We start from the raw sequence: 15,573 nt of genomic DNA, 5'->3' as shown, positions 1-15,573 counted from the left end.
AAAATAATTGTGCAACTTCCCTTGCGTATCTAGGGTGAGGGCATGGTGAGCAAGGAGAACCGCAGGATCACGGACGTCGGGACGCTGAAGGCGCTCGCCCACCCCCTGCGGGCGAATCTCTACCGGCTGCTGTTCATCCATCGTGTGGCGACCGCCTCGCAGCTCGCCGACAGCGTCGACGAGGCCGTCTCGCTCGTCAGCTACCACCTGCGCAAACTCGCCGAGCACGGGCTGATCGAGGAGGCCGAGCCGCAGCGCGAGGACGCCAGGGAGCGCTGGTGGCGGCCGTCCTCGGACGGCGTGAGCATCCACGACGAGGACTTCGGCGGCGAACCGGAGAAGGCCGCGGCCCACCTCGCGGCCTCACGGCTCTTCCACGACCAGCGAGCCGACCTCTACCGGCGCTATCTCGAGGAACGGCCCACCTGGTCCGCCCAGTGGAAGGCCGCTTCCGTGGACGACGAGTGGCTGCTGCGGCTGACCGCGTCCGAACTGGAGGAGCTGCACGAGGAGTTGCAGGCGACCGCCCGCAGGTTCCGCGATCGGGGCCAGGCCGCCGACGCCGCGGGCGACACCGAAGGACGCGAGAACGTCGCGCTGCACATGTACGGATTCCCCTTCCGCACCTGAGAGTTCCGCACCGGAGAGTTCCGCGTCTGAGAGTCCGCGTCTGAGAGTCCGCGTCTGAGAGTTCGCACCCGAGAGTTGCGCGCCCGAGAGAGGCCACTGACTTGACCACCGTGTCCGCGCCCACCGCCGCGCCGCACGCCCCCGAGCGCCCCGCGCACCGCGACGGAAACGTCCTGCGATGGGTCGGCGCCTACACGGCGTCGATGATGGGCGACAACATCTACTTCCTCTCCCTGTCCTGGGCGGCCGTCCAGTCCGGCACGCCCGCCCAGGCGGGCCTGGTGACCGCGGTGAGTGCCGTTCCGCGCACGCTGCTCCTGCTCGGAGGGGGAGTGATCGCCGACCGGTTCGGGCCGCGCAGGGTCGTCATAGGCAGCGACACCGTCCGCTGTGCCGCCGTCCTCGCGGTGGCGGCGCTGCTGTTCGTCACCCGGCCGGGACTGTGGCCGCTGACCGCCCTCGCGCTCGTCTTCGGCACCGTCGACGCCGTGTTCATGCCCGCCGTCGGAGCTCTCCCGGCGCGTATCACCGCCCCCGGCCAGCTCGCCCGTGTCCAGGGCATGCGCGGCATGGCGATGCGGTTCGCGAACATCGCGGGCGCGCCCCTCGGCGGCCTCGGCGTCGCGCTCGGCGGGACCGCCGCGGCGTTCACGCTCGCCGGGCTGCTCATCGCCGTGTCCGTACCGCTGCTGATCTCCCTGCGGGTGCGGGAACCCGCCCCGGACCACGCACCCGGGGCGGGGAGGACCACGCCCTGGCGCGATCTGCGCGACGGCCTGCGCTACATCCGCGGCCATCGTGTCCTCGCCCCGCTCATCGCCGCCATCGCACTCGGCGACCTGGGCTTCGTCGGCCCGCTCAACGTCGGTCTGACCCTGCTCGCCGACGAGCGCGGCTGGGGAGCCTCGGGCATGGGCTGGGTACTCGCCGGGTTCGGCACCGGCGCGGCCGTCGCGGCACTCGTACTCACCGTACGGGGACGGCTCCCGCACGCGGGACGCCTCGCCGGCGTGACCGTCCTGGCGGGCTCGGCCGCGATGGGCGCCCTCGCCTATGTACCGGACCTGCTCGCCGCCGTCGGCGCCGCCCTGCTCGTCGGACTCCTCACCGGGCTCAGCGGGTTCCTGGCCGGCGCCCTGCTGCAGACCCAGTCCGACCCCGCCTACCTGGGCCGGGTCAGCGCCGTCGCGAGTCTCGTCAGCCTCGGTGTCGCGCCGCTGAGCATGCCGCTGTCCGCCGCCGCCATCGGGGCGTGGGGCACCCGCCCCGTCTTCACCGTCAGCGCCGCGGTGTGCGCGCTCGGCGGAGTCGTCGCCCTGTACGTCCGGGATCTGCGGCGCGCCCAGCTGCCCGGCTGAGCCGCGGCCCGGGCCCGGTGCTCACAGCCCCAGCTCCTTCGCCTCCCGGACCTTCGACACCGCCTCCTTGTCGCCCTCCAGCCCCACATCCGCCACCCGCTGCCGCCCGAGCGCGAACATCAGCAGCTCCGAGGGCTCGCCGGTGGCCGTCACCACCGGGGTGCCCCGGTGCGCGATGGCCGTCTGGCCGTCGGGACGGCGCAGCACCAGCCCCGTCGGCGCGCCGCGCCCCGTCAGCCGGGCCGTCCGCTCCAGCCGCGACCACAGCGCGTCCTGGAAGACCGGGTCCAGCTCGCGCGGCGTCCAGTCGGGCTGCGCCCGGCGGACGTCCTCGGTGTGGACATAGAACTCGACCACGTTCGACATCTCGTCGATCTGCTTGAGCGAGAAGGGCGAGAAGCGCGGCGGGCCCGTACGGATGAGCTGGATCAGCTCCTCGTAGGGCTTCGCCGTGAACTCCTGCATCACCCTCTCCAGACGCGGTGCCAACTGCTTGATCAGGATGCCCCCTGCGGCATCCGGACGGCGCTCGCGCACCACCACGTGCGCGGCGAGGTCCCGCGTGTTCCAGCCCTCGCAGAGCGTCGGGGCGTCCGGCCCTACGGCCTCCAACAGGTCCGCGAGAAGAAGGCGTTCACGCTTGGCATGGGTCGACATGCCGTCAGCCTACGGCCGCGGGGACGCTCCGCCCACCGGACGGTGGCCGGTCACGTCGGCGTGGCGCGGCACAATGGTCGGCATGACCAGCACGCCTGACCCCAGCAGGCCCAGCGGCCTCGACCCCGAGATCGCGGCGCGCCTCAAGCGCAGCCCCGACGGGCTGATCCCCGCCATCGCCCAGCAGTACGACACCGGCGAGGTGCTGATGCTCGGCTGGATGGACGACGAGGCGCTGCACCGCACGCTCACCACCGGCCGCTGCACCTACTGGTCGCGCAGCCGTCAGGAGTACTGGGTGAAGGGCGACACCTCCGGCCATGTGCAGCACGTGAAGTCCGTCGCCCTGGACTGCGACGCCGACACCGTGCTGGTCAGGGTCGACCAGGTGGGCGCCGCCTGCCACACAGGCGACCGCACCTGCTTCGACGCCGACGTGCTCCTCAAGGACGCCGCCGACGCCGTACCGTCCGAAGATCAGTAAGGTCGGCCGCCATGGACCTCGAGACGTTCCGCAAGCTCGCCACCGACCGCCGCGTCATCCCGGTCACGCGCAAGCTCCTCGCCGACGGCGACACCCCGGTCGCGCTCTACCGCAAACTCGCCGCCGAGCGCCCGGGCACCTTCCTGCTGGAGTCCGCGGAGAACGGCCGTTCCTGGTCCCGCTACTCCTTCGTCGGAGTCCGCTCCGCCGCCACCCTGACCGAACGCGACGGCGCCGCCCACTGGCTCGGCGCCCCACCCGTCGGCGTCCCGGGGGACGGCGACCCGCTCGCCGCCCTGCGGGCCACCGTCGAGACGCTGCACACGCCGCACCAGGAGGGCATGCCGCCCTTCACCGGCGGCATGGTCGGCTACCTGGGCTACGACATCGTGCGCCGCCTGGAGAGGATCGGCCCCGGCGAGCGGGACGACCTGAAGCTCCCCGAGCTGACCATGCTGCTCACCAGCGACCTGGCGGTCATGGACCACTGGGAGGGCTCGGTCCTGCTGATCGCCAACGCGATCAACCACAACGACCTCGACACGGGCGTGGACGAGGCCTACGCGGACGCCATGGCCCGCCTCGACGCGATGGAGGCCGACCTGTCCCGCGCGGTCCCCCAGCCGCCCGCCGTCCTCCCGCCCTCGGAGCTGCCCGAGTACACCGCGCTGTGGGGCGGCCCCGACTACCAGGCAGCCGTGGAGGACATCAAGGAGCGCATCCGCGCGGGCGAGGCCTTCCAGGTCGTCCCCTCGCAGCGCTTCGAGACGCCGTGCACGGCGAGCGCGCTGGACGTGTACCGCGTGCTGCGGGCCACCAACCCGTCCCCGTACATGTACCTGTTCCGCTTCGAGGGCTTCGATGTCGTCGGATCCAGCCCGGAGGCGCTGGTCAAGGTCGAGGACGGCCGGGCGATGGTCCACCCCATCGCGGGCACCCGGCACCGCGGCGCCACCCCGCAGGAGGACCAGGCCCTCGCCGAGGAACTGCTCGCCGACCCCAAGGAGCGCGCCGAGCACCTCATGCTGGTCGACCTCGGCCGCAACGACCTCGGGCGGGTGTGCGAGCCGGGCTCCGTCGAGGTCGTGGACTTCATGTCCGTCGAGCGGTACTCGCACGTGATGCACATCGTCTCGACCGTGACCGGCCGTGTCGCCGAGGGCCGCACCGCCTTCGACGTCCTGACCGCCTGCTTCCCGGCCGGCACGCTCTCCGGGGCGCCCAAGCCGCGCGCGATGCAGATCATCGACGAGCTGGAGCCGTCCCGGCGCGGCCTGTACGGCGGCTGCGTCGGCTATCTCGACTTCGCGGGCGACTCCGACACCGCCATCGCCATCCGCACCGCCCTGTTGCGCGACGGCACGGCCTATGTACAGGCCGGAGCCGGTGTCGTCGCCGACTCCGATCCGGTCGCGGAGGACAACGAGTGCCGCAACAAGGCCGCCGCCGTGCTGCGGGCGGTGCATTCGGCCAACCGGCTCGGCCGGTAACGCCGTCCGGTCCGTCCGCGGACAGGAGGTATCCGCCCATAGGGCGGCGATCGGGACCAGGGCGTCGATAGGACGCTTCTCACGTGAACCCCGGGTGACCGTTCGCCCGGGGTTCAGGCGATAGTGGGGTACGTGACTGCCGTACCTCACCCCCGATCCGAGGCCGCCGCACCCGCACGGTCAGGCCGCCGCAGCCTCGCCCTCGCCCTGCTCCTCGGGGCGCTCGGCGTGGCCGTGGTACTGCTCTCCACCCGCCGGGGCTGGTCGTCGGGCTCCGTCGTGGTGGCCGGTGCCGACTTCCCGCTGGCCGCCAAGGGCAGCGAGGTCACGGGCGTTCCCGCGGCCCTCGCCATAGTGGGCCTCGCCGCGCTCGTCGCCGTCTTCGCGGTCCGCAAGGCCGGGCGGCTGTTCGTCGCGGGGCTCCTCGCGCTCTCCGGCGCGGGCACCGTGGCCGCGGCCCTGCTCGGCGTGAGCGACAGCTCGGCGCTCGACCAGAAGGCGGCGCAGGCGGCCGGCGACACCTCGGCCACCGCCACCGGGCTCACCCACACCGCCTGGCCGTACATCGCGGCGTTCGGGGGCGTGCTCATCCTCCTGGCGGGTGTGCTCGCCCTGCTCTACGGCCGGCTGTGGCCCGCGCTGTCGGGCCGCTACGAGCGTGATGGCACGCCCCGCCCGCGCAAGGTCAAGGCCGTCGACCCGGACCGGCCGGAGGACCTGTGGAAGGCTCTCGACCGGGGCGAGGACCCCACCGGAGCCTGACGGCCCCGCCCGCGCGCGGGGGCGACCCCGACCGCACGTCATACGCGCGGGTACGGGACAATGACGCCGAGCGTCCGGCTCACACATGCACATACAGCTAACGAGGAGCAAGTCATGGCGGGCAGCAGCCACGGTCACACCCCGGCCGCCTGGACCGGTGTCATCATCGCCTTCATCGGTTTCTGCGTCTCGGGCGCCTTCACCGTGATGGCCCAGCCCGTCGGCTTCTGGGCGGGCATGGTGATCGTCGTGCTTGGCGGCGTCGTGGGCGTCATCATGCGCCAGATGGGCCTCGGCCAGCCGAAGACGGCGGGTCAGGCCTTGAGCACGTCGCAGCACTGAGCTCGTCCCGAGCCGCTTCTCAAGGGGGCGGCCCCCGCCGCCTCGGGCGGCGCAGGGGCCGCCCCCTTGTGTTTGCCGGGCTCTCCCGGCGCGCGGTGACGCGGTGAGGGGTGCGGTGAGCGGTCCGGGCGCCGGGCGGGCAGAATGCGTCGGGTGAACCCCGAGAACCCCTGTGCGACCCCGCCCCCCGCGGCCGGCGCAGCCGGAGCCGCGCTGCGCCGGGTCGCCGTTCCCGCCGGGGTGCTCGCCGCGGTCGCCGGAGCCTTCGCGTACGTCGGGGCGGTGGACCCCAACCAGCCCGGGCACTACCCGGTCTGCCCGCTGCTGCGCTTCACCGGTCTGTACTGCCCCGGCTGCGGCGGACTGCGCAGCGCCCACGCCTTCGTCCACGGTGACTTCCTGGCGGCGCTCCACGACAACGCCGTCGCGGTCGCCGGCTACCTGGTCTTCGCGGTGGTGTGGGCCGTCTGGGCGTTCCGCGCGGCCCGCGGGCGCCCCATGGGACTCGACCCCCGGCCGGTCCACCTGTGGAGCGCGGGTGCCCTGGTCCTGGTCTTCACGGTCGTCCGGAACCTGCCGACCGGCGGCTGGCTGCACCCCTGACCGACGGGTACGGCCCGTGATCGCCCGGTGATCGACTCGTGAATGTCCAGGTAGTGGGACTGGCCGTCAACCGGATGCGAATCCTGCGCCTTCCTCCGGATACCATCGAAGTGACCATTGGTTTCGCCCGCAGTGGCGGTACCGGTGGACGTGGGCTCGACATGGTGTGAGCCAGCTGAATCGTCAACCGTCAGGAAGGGGGCCGCTCGCGTGAGTGTGCTCGACGAGATCATCGACGGAGTCCGTGCCGACCTCGCGGAGCGGCAGGCACGCGTCAGCCTCGACGAGCTCAAGGAGCGCGCGGCCAAGGCACCCGCGGCCAAGGACGGCGTAGCCGCGCTGCGCGGCGACGGCGTCAAGGTGATCTGCGAGGTCAAGCGCTCCAGCCCGTCCAAAGGCGCGCTCGCCGCGATCGCCGACCCCGCGGGACTCGCGGCGGACTACGAGGCGGGCGGCGCGGCCGTCATCTCCGTGCTGACCGAGCAGCGCCGCTTCGGCGGTTCGCTGGCCGACCTGGAGGCCGTGCGGGCCCGGGTCGACATCCCGGTGCTGCGCAAGGACTTCATCGTCACCTCGTACCAGCTGTGGGAGGCACGGGCGTACGGCGCCGACCTCGCGCTGCTGATCGTCGCCGCCCTCGACCAGCCCGCCCTCGAGTCCCTCATCGAGCGCGCCGAGTCCATCGGGCTCACCCCGCTGGTCGAGGTGCACGACGAGGAGGAGGTCGAGCGCGCCGCGGACGCCGGTGCGAAGGTGATCGGCGTCAACGCCCGCAACCTCAAGACCCTGGAGGTCGACCGCGGCACGTTCGAGCGGATCGCCCCCGAGGTGCCCGAGGGGATCGTGAAGGTCGCCGAGTCGGGGGTCCGCGGTCCGCACGACCTGATCGCCTACGCCAACGCGGGCGCCGACGCGGTGCTCGTGGGCGAGTCGCTGGTGACCGGGCGCGACCCGAAGACCGCGGTCGCGGACCTGGTCGCGGCGGGCGCCCACCCCGCACTGCGCCACGGCCGGGGCTGACACGGCACCCCGGTAGGGTTGGTCCCGATGACGCTCTCGATCACCGCACCCGGCACGGACCGGCACGCCCGCCTCGCACGCGGCTGCCGGCCCCGGGGCTGCCGTGCGCCCGCGCGACGAGTGCACGGGCGCAGAGTGCGGTACGTCATCGGAGACGAACCAGGACAGGTGAACGGCCGCCGATGGCAGCGGGCCTCCAGGGGCGCGGGGCACAACGCGCTCGGCCACTGACGGCCCGCAGCCGGCGGACGATCCCCGCCCCCGACAAGGGGCGCGGGGAACTGTGCGACCGGCCACCGGCGGCCCGCAGCCGACAGGCGATCCCCGCCCCCACGGCGAATAGTGACTTCCACAGACTCACCGTGAGGTTCCCGCATGCCCAGCAACTTCTTCATCCCCGACCCGGAGGGTCGAGTCCCCAGCTCCGAAGGCTATTTCGGGGCGTTCGGCGGCAAGTTCATCCCGGAGGCCCTCGTCGCCGCCGTGGACGAGGTCGCCGTCGAGTACGACAAGGCCAAGTCCGACCCCGAGTTCGCCCGTGAACTGAACGACCTGATGGTCAACTACACCGGCCGCCCCAGCGCCCTCACCGAGGTGCCGCGGTTCGCCGAACACGCCGGTGGTGCCCGGGTGTTCCTCAAGCGCGAGGACCTCAACCACACCGGCTCACACAAGATCAACAACGTGCTGGGCCAGGCCCTCCTCACCAAGAGGATGGGCAAGACCCGCGTCATCGCGGAGACCGGCGCGGGGCAGCACGGCGTCGCCACCGCCACGGCCTGCGCCCTGTTCGGGCTGGACTGCACCGTCTACATGGGTGAGGTCGACACCCGCCGGCAGGCCCTCAACGTCGCCCGTATGCGCATGCTGGGTGCCGAGGTCATCGCCGTGAAGTCCGGCTCCCGCACCCTCAAGGACGCCATCAACGAGGCGTTCCGCGACTGGGTCGCCAACGTCGACCACACCCACTACCTCTTCGGTACGGTCGCCGGGCCGCACCCCTTCCCGGCCATGGTGCGGGACTTCCACCGCGTGATCGGCGTGGAGGCGCGGCGCCAGATCCTGGAACGCGCCGGGCGCCTGCCCGACGCCGCCGTCGCCTGCGTAGGCGGCGGCTCCAACGCCATCGGCCTCTTCCACGCGTTCATCCCCGACGCGTCCGTACGGCTCATCGGCTGCGAACCGGCCGGCCACGGCATCGAGACCGGGGAGCACGCCGCCACCCTCACCGCCGGTGAGCCCGGCATCCTGCACGGCTCCCGGTCGTACGTCCTCCAGGACGACGAGGGCCAGATCACGGAGCCGTACTCGATCTCCGCGGGACTCGACTACCCGGGCATCGGCCCCGAGCACTCGTATCTCAAGGACAGCGGCCGCGGCGAGTACCGGGCCGTGACCGACGACGCGGCCATGCAGGCCCTGCGCCTGCTCTCCCGCACCGAGGGGATCATCCCGGCCATCGAGAGCGCCCACGCCCTCGCCGGTGCCCTGGAGGTCGGCAGGGAGCTGGGCACGGACGGGCTGATCGTGGTCAACCTGTCCGGCCGCGGCGACAAGGACATGGACACGGCCGCCCGCTACTTCGGGCTGTACGACACCGACGCCGAGGTGGCCGCCAACGCGGCCGACACCGCCGAGATCGAGGGGGACGCCAAGTGAGCGGGAACATCCAACTGCTGTCCGACACCCTCGCCGCCGCCAAGGCCGAGGACCGGTCCGCGCTCATCGCCTATCTGCCGGCCGGGTTCCCCACCGTCGACGGCGGCATCGCCGCGGTCAAGGCGGTCTTCGACGGCGGCGCCGACGTGGTGGAGGTGGGGCTGCCGCACAGCGACCCCGTCCTCGACGGTCCCGTCATCCAGACCGCCGACGACATCGCCCTGCGCGGCGGCGTGAAGATCGCCGACGTGATGCGCACGGTCCGGGAGGCGTACGAGGCGACCGGCAAGCCGGTCCTGGTGATGACGTACTGGAACCCGATCGACCGCTACGGTGTCGAGCGCTTCACCGCCGAGCTGGCCGAGGCGGGCGGCGCGGGCTGCATCCTGCCGGACCTGCCCGTGCAGGAGTCGGCCCTGTGGCGGGAGCACGCCGAGAAGCACGGCCTGGCCACGGTCTTCGTGGTCGCGCCCAGCAGCAAGGACGAGCGGCTCGCCGCGATCACCGCGGCGGGTTCCGGCTTCGTCTACGCGGCCTCGCTCATGGGGGTCACGGGCACCCGTGAATCGGTGGGCGCACAGGCCCAGGACCTGGTCCGCCGCACCAGGGCGACCACGGACCTGCCCGTCTGCGTCGGCCTCGGTGTGTCCAGCGCCGCACAGGCCGCCGAGGTGTCCGGCTTCGCCGACGGCGTGATCGTCGGCTCGGCGTTCGTGAAGCGCATGCTGGACGCCCCGGACGAGGCGGCCGGCCTGGACGCCGTACGGGAGCTGGCGGGTGAGCTGGCCGCAGGCGTACGCGGCGACGCGTGACGCCGGACCGGCTCTCCCGGCTGCCCGGGGCCGCACCGGCCCCTGGCAGCCCCTGACAACTTCTGTCAGACCCTGACGAAAAAATCGCTCACCCGAACGGGTGGACCTTGGGCCGGGGAGGCGCGCTGTGCCTCCCCGGTTCGTTCTGCCGGATGTGAGCGAGAAGAACCGTGACGGAAAGCGCACCGCCCGTGAGCGGATGGCGGTCGAGCGCGAGAAGCAGAGGACCACGGACCGTCGGCGCCGGGCGCTGATCGTGGGCGCCTCGGTCGTCTGCGTCCTTGCCCTGGCGACGGTGGTGGGCGTCCTGGCGGCGAACAGCGGGAAGAAGAGCAAGAGCAGCGCCGCGGGCCCCGCCATCGCGCCCTCGGGGGCGACGGGCAAGGACAGCCTCGCCATCCCGGTCGGCAAGGACTCCGCCAAGTCGACCCTCACGGTCTGGGAGGACTTCCGGTGCCCGGCCTGTCAGGGCTTCGAGACCGCCTACCGCCCCACCATCCGCCAGCTGGTCGACGCCGGAAAGCTGAAGGTCGAATACCACCTGGTCACCCTGATCGACGGAAACCTGGGCGGCAGCGGCTCCCTGAACGCGGCCAATGCGGCGGCGTGCGCCCAGGACGCCGGAAAGTTCTGGGCGTACCACGACGTGCTGTACGAGAACCAGCCCAAGGAAACCCAGGACAGCTACGGGGACAACGCCAAGCTCATCGAGCTGGCGGGCAAGGTCGACGGTCTGAGGACGCCCGCGTTCGAGAAGTGCGTCAACGACGGGACGCACAACAGCTGGGTGAAGAAGTCGCACGCCGCGTTCGCGAGCGGCGGCTTCAACGGCACGCCGACCGTGCTCCTCGACGGCAAGAATCTCTACTCGGACCAGACGATGACGCCGGCGAAGCTGAAGCAGTTGGTGGAGGCGGCGAACAAGTCCTGACGGCGCCGACGGTCCTAGGGCCTCTCGTTTGGATCAGACCGGGCTCGCGGGGTCCGGCACCGTTCCCCCAAGCTCTTCGAGCAGGGGGTACCCCCAGCCGCGTTGTCGTCGGTTGCCATGGCTCCGCCATGACGCCCTCCTCCGCCTTGCGATGCACGGCACCAGACCCCGCTCCCTGATCCGGCCCGATCCAAGCGAAAGACCCTGGTCCTGCCCCGGTGGCGGCGTGCCGGGGGCGTCTGCGCGGGTCTCGCGTTATGGACCCGTAGCCGAGTGGGTTGCCGCGCTGCGTGTCCGGCAAGGTAGCGTCGTTCTTGCCATGGAACTTGCCTACATCCCCAGCCCGTCGCGCGGAGTGCTGTATCTCGGCCCCATTCCGCTGCGCGGCTACGCGTTCTGCATCATCATCGGTGTCTTCGTGGCCGTGTGGCTCGGCAACAAGCGCTGGGTCGCCCGGGGCGGCCGACCCGGCACAGTGGCCGACATCGCGGTCTGGGCCGTGCCCTTCGGCCTGGTCGGCGGACGGCTCTACCACGTGATCACGGACTATGAGCTGTACTTCAGCGACGGCCGTGACTGGGTGAACGCGTTCAAGGTCTGGGAGGGCGGTCTCGGCATCTGGGGCGCCATCGCGCTCGGTGCGGTCGGCGCCTGGATCGGCTGCCGGCGCCGGGGCATCACGCTTCCCTCGTACGCCGACGCCGTCGCGCCCGGGATCGCCTTCGCACAGGCGATCGGCCGCTGGGGCAACTGGTTCAACCAGGAGCTGTACGGACGGCCGACACACGTGCCCTGGGCGCTGCACATCACCTCGTCCACGGACGGCCGGGTACCGGGCTACTACCACCCGACGTTCCTCTACGAGTCGCTCTGGTGCATCGGGGTCGGTGTCCTGGTGATCTGGGCGGACCGCCGCTTCAAGCTCGGGCACGGCCGGGCGTTCGCGCTGTACGTGGCCGCGTACTGCGTGGGCCGCGGCTGGATCGAGTACATGCGCGTGGACGACGCGCACCACATCCTGGGCCTGCGGCTGAACGACTGGACCGCGCTGCTGGTGTTCCTGCTCGCCGTGACCTACATCGTGGTGTCCTCGCGGCTGCGTCCGGGCCGTGAGGCGGTCGTGGAGCCGGGCGCCGTGGAGGCGGGGACCGAGAGCGCCGAGGGCTCGGCCGACGGCTCGGCGGAGCCGCAGGAAGGCGCGTCCGGCGGCACGGAGGACTCCTCCGGGCCGGGGCACGATTCCGGACCGTCCGGACCCGGGGACGAAGCCGGGAAGGCGGCTGACGACGCCGGGGCATCCCAGGACGCCGAGAAGGCGGACGAGGCCGAGTCGGCGAAGAAGGTCTGAGCAGAGCCGCTCGTACGTTTGCCGGGGCGCCGTATCACCGGATACGGCGCCTCCGGCATGTCCGGGCCCCCTCCGCGGAGTGCTCAGCGCCGCCGACGCGCAAGGGACAGGGTCAGGTACGCCTCCCTCACGACCGCCGTGTCGATGAAACGGCCGTCGGGGAGCGCCTGGGCGCCCTGCTCCCTGGCCGCCGCCTTGATGATCTCCTCCGCCCGGAAGATCTCGTCCCCGGTGGGCGCGTAGGCGCTCTCGATGACCGGGAGCTGGCGGGGGTGGATGGCTGCCCGGCCCAGAAAGCCCAGCGCGCGGCCGTGTGCGCAGGAAGCCGCCAGGCCCTCCAGATCCCGGGTGTCCGGATAGACCGACTGGGACGGCGGAGGCAGCGCCGCCGCCCGTGCGGCCACCACCATGCGCGCACGCGACCAGTCCAGGCCCCTGTCCTCCCGTACCCCGAGGTCCGCCCGCAGATCCGACTCGCCCAGCGCGATGCCCCGTACGGCCGGATGGGCCGTCGCGATGTCGAACGCCCGCTCCACGCCCAGGGCCGTCTCCAGCAGGGCGTACAGGGCGACCGTGCCTCCCCCTGCCGGGGTGGCGCGCTTCGCCACGCGGACCACGTCCGACGCCGAGGTCACCTTGGGCAGACGCAGACCCGAGAGACCGGGCAGCGCCGCGAGCGCCTCGAGGTCGTCCTGGGCCCAGGGGCTGTCCAGCGCGTTCACACGCACATGGACCGGCACCGGCGGGATCTCGGTGAGCCGTTCGGCCGTGGCCGCCCGCGCGTACCCCTTGCGGTCCGGGGCGACCGCGTCCTCCAGGTCGACCAGCACCACGTCCGCCCCGGAATCCAGCGCCTTGCCGACCACCTCCGGGCGGTCCCCGGGGGCGTACAGCCAGGTGAGCGGGGGAAAGCCCGGGTTCGCGCTCACAGCGCGCCCTCCGCCGCGAGCGCGGCGATCTCCGGGACCGTCAGGCCCAGCTCCGTCAGGATCTCCTCGGTGTCCGCGCCGTGCGGACGGCCCGCCCAGCGGATCACGCCGGGGGTGGCGGACAGGCGGAACAGGACGTTCTGCATGCGCAGCCTGCCCAGTTCCGGGTCGTCGGGAATCGTGGTGATCGTGTCCAGCGCCGCATACTGCGGGTCGGCCATCACGTCCCGTACGTCCTGTACGGGGGCCACCGCGGCCTCCGCTCGTTCGAACGCCTTCAGCACCTCCGCACGCGGACGGCGGGCGATCCAGTCGCCGACCGCCCGGTCGAGCAGCTCGGCGTGCCGGGCCCGGCCCTCGCCCGTCGAGAACCACGGCTCCTCGATCAGCTCCGGACGGTCTACCAGCCGCATCACGCGCTCGGCGACGGACTGCGCGGAGGCCGAGACGGCGACCCAGCCGCCGTCCGCGGCGCGATAGGTGTTGCGCGGGGCGTTGTTCTGGGACCGGTTGCCGGTGCGCGGCTGCACATGCCCCAGCTGGTCGTACCAGATCGGCTGCGGCCCGAGGACGGTGAGGATAGGCTCGATGATCGCCATGTCCACGATCTGGCCGTGGCCCGTGCGGTCCCGGGCGGCGAGGGCTGTCATCACCGCGTACGCCGTCGCCAGGGCCGCGATGGAGTCGGCGAGACCGAACGGCGGCAGCGTGGGAGGCGCGTCCGGCTCCCCGGTGATGGCCGCGAACCCGCTCAGCGCCTCCGCGAGCGTGCCGAAACCGGGGCGGTGCGCGTACGGGCCGAACTGCCCGAACGCGGTCACCCGGGCGAGGACCAGACGAGGGTTGACCGCGGACAGGTCGTCCCAGCCCAGAGCCCACTTCTCCAGGGTGCCCGGGCGGAAGTTCTCCACGATCACATCGGCGTCGGCCGCGAGCCGCAGCAGCGTCGTACGGCCGCCCGGCTTGGACAGGTCGAGCGTCATCGTGCGTTTGTTGCGGCCCAGCAGCTTCCACCACAGGCCCACGCCGTCCTTGGCCGGGCCGTGCCCGCGGGACGGGTCCGGCCGGACCGGGTGCTCGACCTTGATGACCTCGGCACCGAAGTCACCGAGGAAGGTGGCGGCGAGGGGACCGGCGAACAGGGTGGCCAGGTCGAGGACCTTGAGGCCTGCGAGGGGTGCGGTCATGAGCGGTGGATTTCCCGGTGCGTGAGGTGGGCCAGGGCATCGAAGCCGATGCCGTTGAAGTCGCCGACCGAGGTGGCCAGCCGGTTCTTGAGGGGGCTCGTCCAGCGGTCCGGGAGCTGGGCGGGGTGCCCGGCCAGCAGGCCCGCGACACTGCCCGCCGTGGCACCGCTGGAGTCGGTGTCCCAGCCCCCGGACACGGCACGGCAGATGGAGCCGGTGAAGTCGCCGTCGGCGTGGGTGAGAGCGGCGGCGATCAGGGCGGTGTTGGGGATGGCGTGGACCCAGTGGTAGGCGTCGTGGGTGGCGTGGAGTTCGTCCACGACCGCCTCGAAGTCCTCGGTGTCCAGGGCCAGCCGAATGGCGTGGCGGACGGCGCGGGCGAGCCGTGAGGCCGGCGGCACCACGGTGAGACCGGTGCGCAGGCAGTGGTGCACGTCGTGGCGGCCGGTGGCGGCCTCGGCGATGGTGGCCGCGATGAACATCGCCGCGTAGACGCCGTTCGCGGTGTGCGTCAGCGTGGCGTCGCGATGGGCCTGTCCGGCGGCGGCTGCCGGGTCGCCCGGGTTCGTCCAGCCGTGCACGTCGGCGCGGATCAGGGCGCCGATCCACTCGCGGAACGGGTTGCGGTGGCGGGCGGTGCGCGGGGGCTCGATCCCCGCGAGGAGGTTGCGGTAGGCGATGCGCTCCGCGGTGAACGTACGGCCCGCGGGCAGTTCGTCCAGCCAGAGCCTGGCCACATCGGCGGTGGTGAAGGACATGCCGCTGCGGCCGAGCAACAGCAGGTTCAGGAGGGGGTAGTTGAGGTCGTCGTCCTCGGGCGTACCGTCGATGTTCTCGGCGAGGGAGGTGGCCGCGGAGCGCCGGTTCCACGGGTGGGCCGCCAGCAGGTCCGCGGGGACCCCGCGGGCCGTGAACCAGGTGTTCAGGGGCCAGTTGCCGGCGGCGCGGGCGAGCGCGCGGATGCCGTCCAGGGGGAGTTTCTCGACGGGTTTGCCGAGGACGCAGCCGGCCGCCCGGCCGAGCCAGGCCGCTTCCAGGCGCGACACGTCCGGGGCCGCCCGGTAGCCGGACGGCTGGTCGGGCCAGTCCGGGCACAGCGCCCTGATCCTCGCCAGATCCGTCGGTTCGGCGTCCGCCAGCCGGCCGGGCAGGTCGGCCAGTTCGTCCAGCAGGTCCTTCGCCAGCATCCGCAGGTAGGGAGACACCGGCCGCTGCGACGCGCCCGCCCTCAGCGGTGCCTCGGGGCCGCCGGCCCTCCGCCATCGCGCCTCGATGGCGGACGTCTCGCGGCCCTCCTGCCCCGCCTGGCGCAGCTCGTGGCCGAGCAGGTCCTCCGGCTGGACCCAGGTGAGTCGGAGCAC

Annotated in this window: 16 protein-coding genes; 12 read left to right on the top strand and 4 right to left on the bottom strand. The window is 72.4% G+C overall.

Going from position 1 to position 15,573, the window contains the following annotated elements; all coding sequences use genetic code 11:
* The first annotated feature begins 42 nt into the window (after nt 1-42).
* Together ABZ845_RS01040 and ABZ845_RS01035 are read left to right on the top strand one after the other, a co-directional pair.
* A complete protein-coding gene (locus tag ABZ845_RS01040; protein ID WP_360971482.1) occupies nt 43-630 on the top strand; it encodes a helix-turn-helix domain-containing protein in 588 nt (195 codons plus the stop codon).
* Nucleotides 631-731: 101 nt separating this feature from the next.
* Nucleotides 732-1,988 (top strand): MFS transporter, encoded by a 1,257-nt coding sequence (locus tag ABZ845_RS01035; protein WP_360971479.1) that lies wholly within the window; start codon nt 732-734, stop codon nt 1,986-1,988.
* Between the two features lie 21 nt (nt 1,989-2,009).
* Here the strand turns inward: ABZ845_RS01035 and ABZ845_RS01030 are convergent, their stop codons facing one another.
* Entirely contained in the window at nt 2,010-2,645 is a 636-nt protein-coding gene (locus ABZ845_RS01030) for a TIGR03085 family metal-binding protein (RefSeq protein ID WP_360971476.1), read from the bottom strand.
* A gap of 82 nt (nt 2,646-2,727) precedes the next feature.
* Between ABZ845_RS01030 and hisI the strand changes: the two genes are divergently transcribed.
* The 10 genes from hisI (at nt 2,728) to lgt (ending at nt 12,096) form a co-directional block, all read left to right on the top strand.
* On the top strand, nt 2,728-3,129 hold the full coding sequence (gene hisI, locus ABZ845_RS01025; protein WP_360971473.1) for a phosphoribosyl-AMP cyclohydrolase: 402 nt from the start codon (nt 2,728-2,730) through the stop codon (nt 3,127-3,129).
* 11 nt (nt 3,130-3,140) lie between these two features.
* On the top strand, nt 3,141-4,619 hold the full coding sequence (locus ABZ845_RS01020; RefSeq protein WP_360971471.1) for an anthranilate synthase component I: 1,479 nt from the start codon (nt 3,141-3,143) through the stop codon (nt 4,617-4,619).
* A gap of 123 nt (nt 4,620-4,742) precedes the next feature.
* Nucleotides 4,743-5,381, top strand: coding sequence for a TIGR02234 family membrane protein (locus ABZ845_RS01015; RefSeq protein WP_360971468.1), 639 nt, complete (start codon nt 4,743-4,745; stop codon nt 5,379-5,381).
* A 114-nt stretch (nt 5,382-5,495) separates the two neighbouring features.
* Nucleotides 5,496-5,723, top strand: a complete 228-nt coding sequence (locus ABZ845_RS01010) for an HGxxPAAW family protein (protein ID WP_360971465.1) — start codon at nt 5,496-5,498, stop codon at nt 5,721-5,723.
* Nucleotides 5,724-5,867: 144 nt separating this feature from the next.
* The gene (locus ABZ845_RS01005) at nt 5,868-6,326 is read left to right on the top strand and encodes a DUF2752 domain-containing protein (protein ID WP_360971462.1); all 459 of its coding nucleotides are present in this window, start codon (nt 5,868-5,870) and stop codon (nt 6,324-6,326) included.
* 210 nt (nt 6,327-6,536) lie between these two features.
* Complete coding sequence (trpC, locus tag ABZ845_RS01000; protein ID WP_360971459.1) at nt 6,537-7,346, top strand: indole-3-glycerol phosphate synthase TrpC; 810 nt, start codon at nt 6,537-6,539, stop codon at nt 7,344-7,346.
* Nucleotides 7,347-7,721: 375 nt separating this feature from the next.
* Nucleotides 7,722-9,005: a tryptophan synthase subunit beta gene (trpB, locus tag ABZ845_RS00995; RefSeq protein WP_360971456.1), complete on the top strand. Its 1,284-nt coding sequence runs from the start codon at nt 7,722-7,724 to the stop codon at nt 9,003-9,005.
* Entirely contained in the window at nt 9,002-9,817 is an 816-nt protein-coding gene (gene trpA, locus ABZ845_RS00990) for a tryptophan synthase subunit alpha (protein WP_360971453.1), read from the top strand. Before trpB ends, trpA begins: the two co-directional genes overlap by 4 nt.
* Before the next feature lie 154 nt (nt 9,818-9,971).
* Complete coding sequence (locus tag ABZ845_RS00985) at nt 9,972-10,748, top strand: thioredoxin domain-containing protein (protein WP_360972412.1); 777 nt, start codon at nt 9,972-9,974, stop codon at nt 10,746-10,748.
* Nucleotides 10,749-11,067: 319 nt separating this feature from the next.
* Nucleotides 11,068-12,096, top strand: a complete 1,029-nt coding sequence (gene lgt, locus ABZ845_RS00980) for a prolipoprotein diacylglyceryl transferase (RefSeq protein WP_360971450.1) — start codon at nt 11,068-11,070, stop codon at nt 12,094-12,096.
* Between the two features lie 83 nt (nt 12,097-12,179).
* On the opposite strand, the gene ABZ845_RS00975 is transcribed toward lgt, so the two are convergent.
* From ABZ845_RS00975 to ABZ845_RS00965, 3 genes are read right to left on the bottom strand one after another with little or no spacing between them, the layout of a single operon-like run.
* On the bottom strand, nt 12,180-13,025 hold the full coding sequence (locus ABZ845_RS00975; protein ID WP_360971447.1) for a CoA ester lyase: 846 nt from the start codon (nt 13,023-13,025) through the stop codon (nt 12,180-12,182).
* Complete coding sequence (locus ABZ845_RS00970; RefSeq protein WP_360971444.1) at nt 13,022-14,212, bottom strand: CoA transferase; 1,191 nt, start codon at nt 14,210-14,212, stop codon at nt 13,022-13,024. The genes ABZ845_RS00975 and ABZ845_RS00970 overlap by 4 nt, the downstream gene beginning before the upstream one ends.
* Complete coding sequence (locus tag ABZ845_RS00965) at nt 14,209-15,573, bottom strand: ADP-ribosylglycohydrolase family protein (RefSeq protein ID WP_360971441.1); 1,365 nt, start codon at nt 15,571-15,573, stop codon at nt 14,209-14,211. The genes ABZ845_RS00970 and ABZ845_RS00965 overlap by 4 nt, the downstream gene beginning before the upstream one ends.

The sequence above is a fragment of the Streptomyces sp. NPDC047022 genome (genome assembly GCF_040644155.1).
Lineage (GTDB): Bacteria > Actinomycetota > Actinomycetes > Streptomycetales > Streptomycetaceae > Streptomyces.
The sequence above is the reverse complement of the archived record's forward strand: the minus strand, read 5'-3'. Positions and strand labels throughout refer to the sequence as shown.

Excerpts from the sequence above, each read along its gene's own strand:
- ABZ845_RS01040 (WP_360971482.1), top strand. The coding sequence starts at position 43 with ATGGTGAGCAAGGAGAACCGCAGGATCACGGACGTCGGGACGCTGAAG.
- ABZ845_RS01030 (WP_360971476.1), bottom strand. The coding sequence starts at position 2,645 with ATGTCGACCCATGCCAAGCGTGAACGCCTTCTTCTCGCGGACCTGTTG.
- hisI (WP_360971473.1), top strand. The coding sequence starts at position 2,728 with ATGACCAGCACGCCTGACCCCAGCAGGCCCAGCGGCCTCGACCCCGAG.
- ABZ845_RS01020 (WP_360971471.1), top strand. The coding sequence starts at position 3,141 with ATGGACCTCGAGACGTTCCGCAAGCTCGCCACCGACCGCCGCGTCATC.
- ABZ845_RS01010 (WP_360971465.1), top strand. The coding sequence starts at position 5,496 with ATGGCGGGCAGCAGCCACGGTCACACCCCGGCCGCCTGGACCGGTGTC.
- ABZ845_RS01005 (WP_360971462.1), top strand. The coding sequence starts at position 5,868 with ATGCGTCGGGTGAACCCCGAGAACCCCTGTGCGACCCCGCCCCCCGCG.
- trpB (WP_360971456.1), top strand. The coding sequence starts at position 7,722 with ATGCCCAGCAACTTCTTCATCCCCGACCCGGAGGGTCGAGTCCCCAGC.
- lgt (WP_360971450.1), top strand. The coding sequence starts at position 11,068 with ATGGAACTTGCCTACATCCCCAGCCCGTCGCGCGGAGTGCTGTATCTC.
- ABZ845_RS00970 (WP_360971444.1), bottom strand. The coding sequence starts at position 14,212 with ATGACCGCACCCCTCGCAGGCCTCAAGGTCCTCGACCTGGCCACCCTG.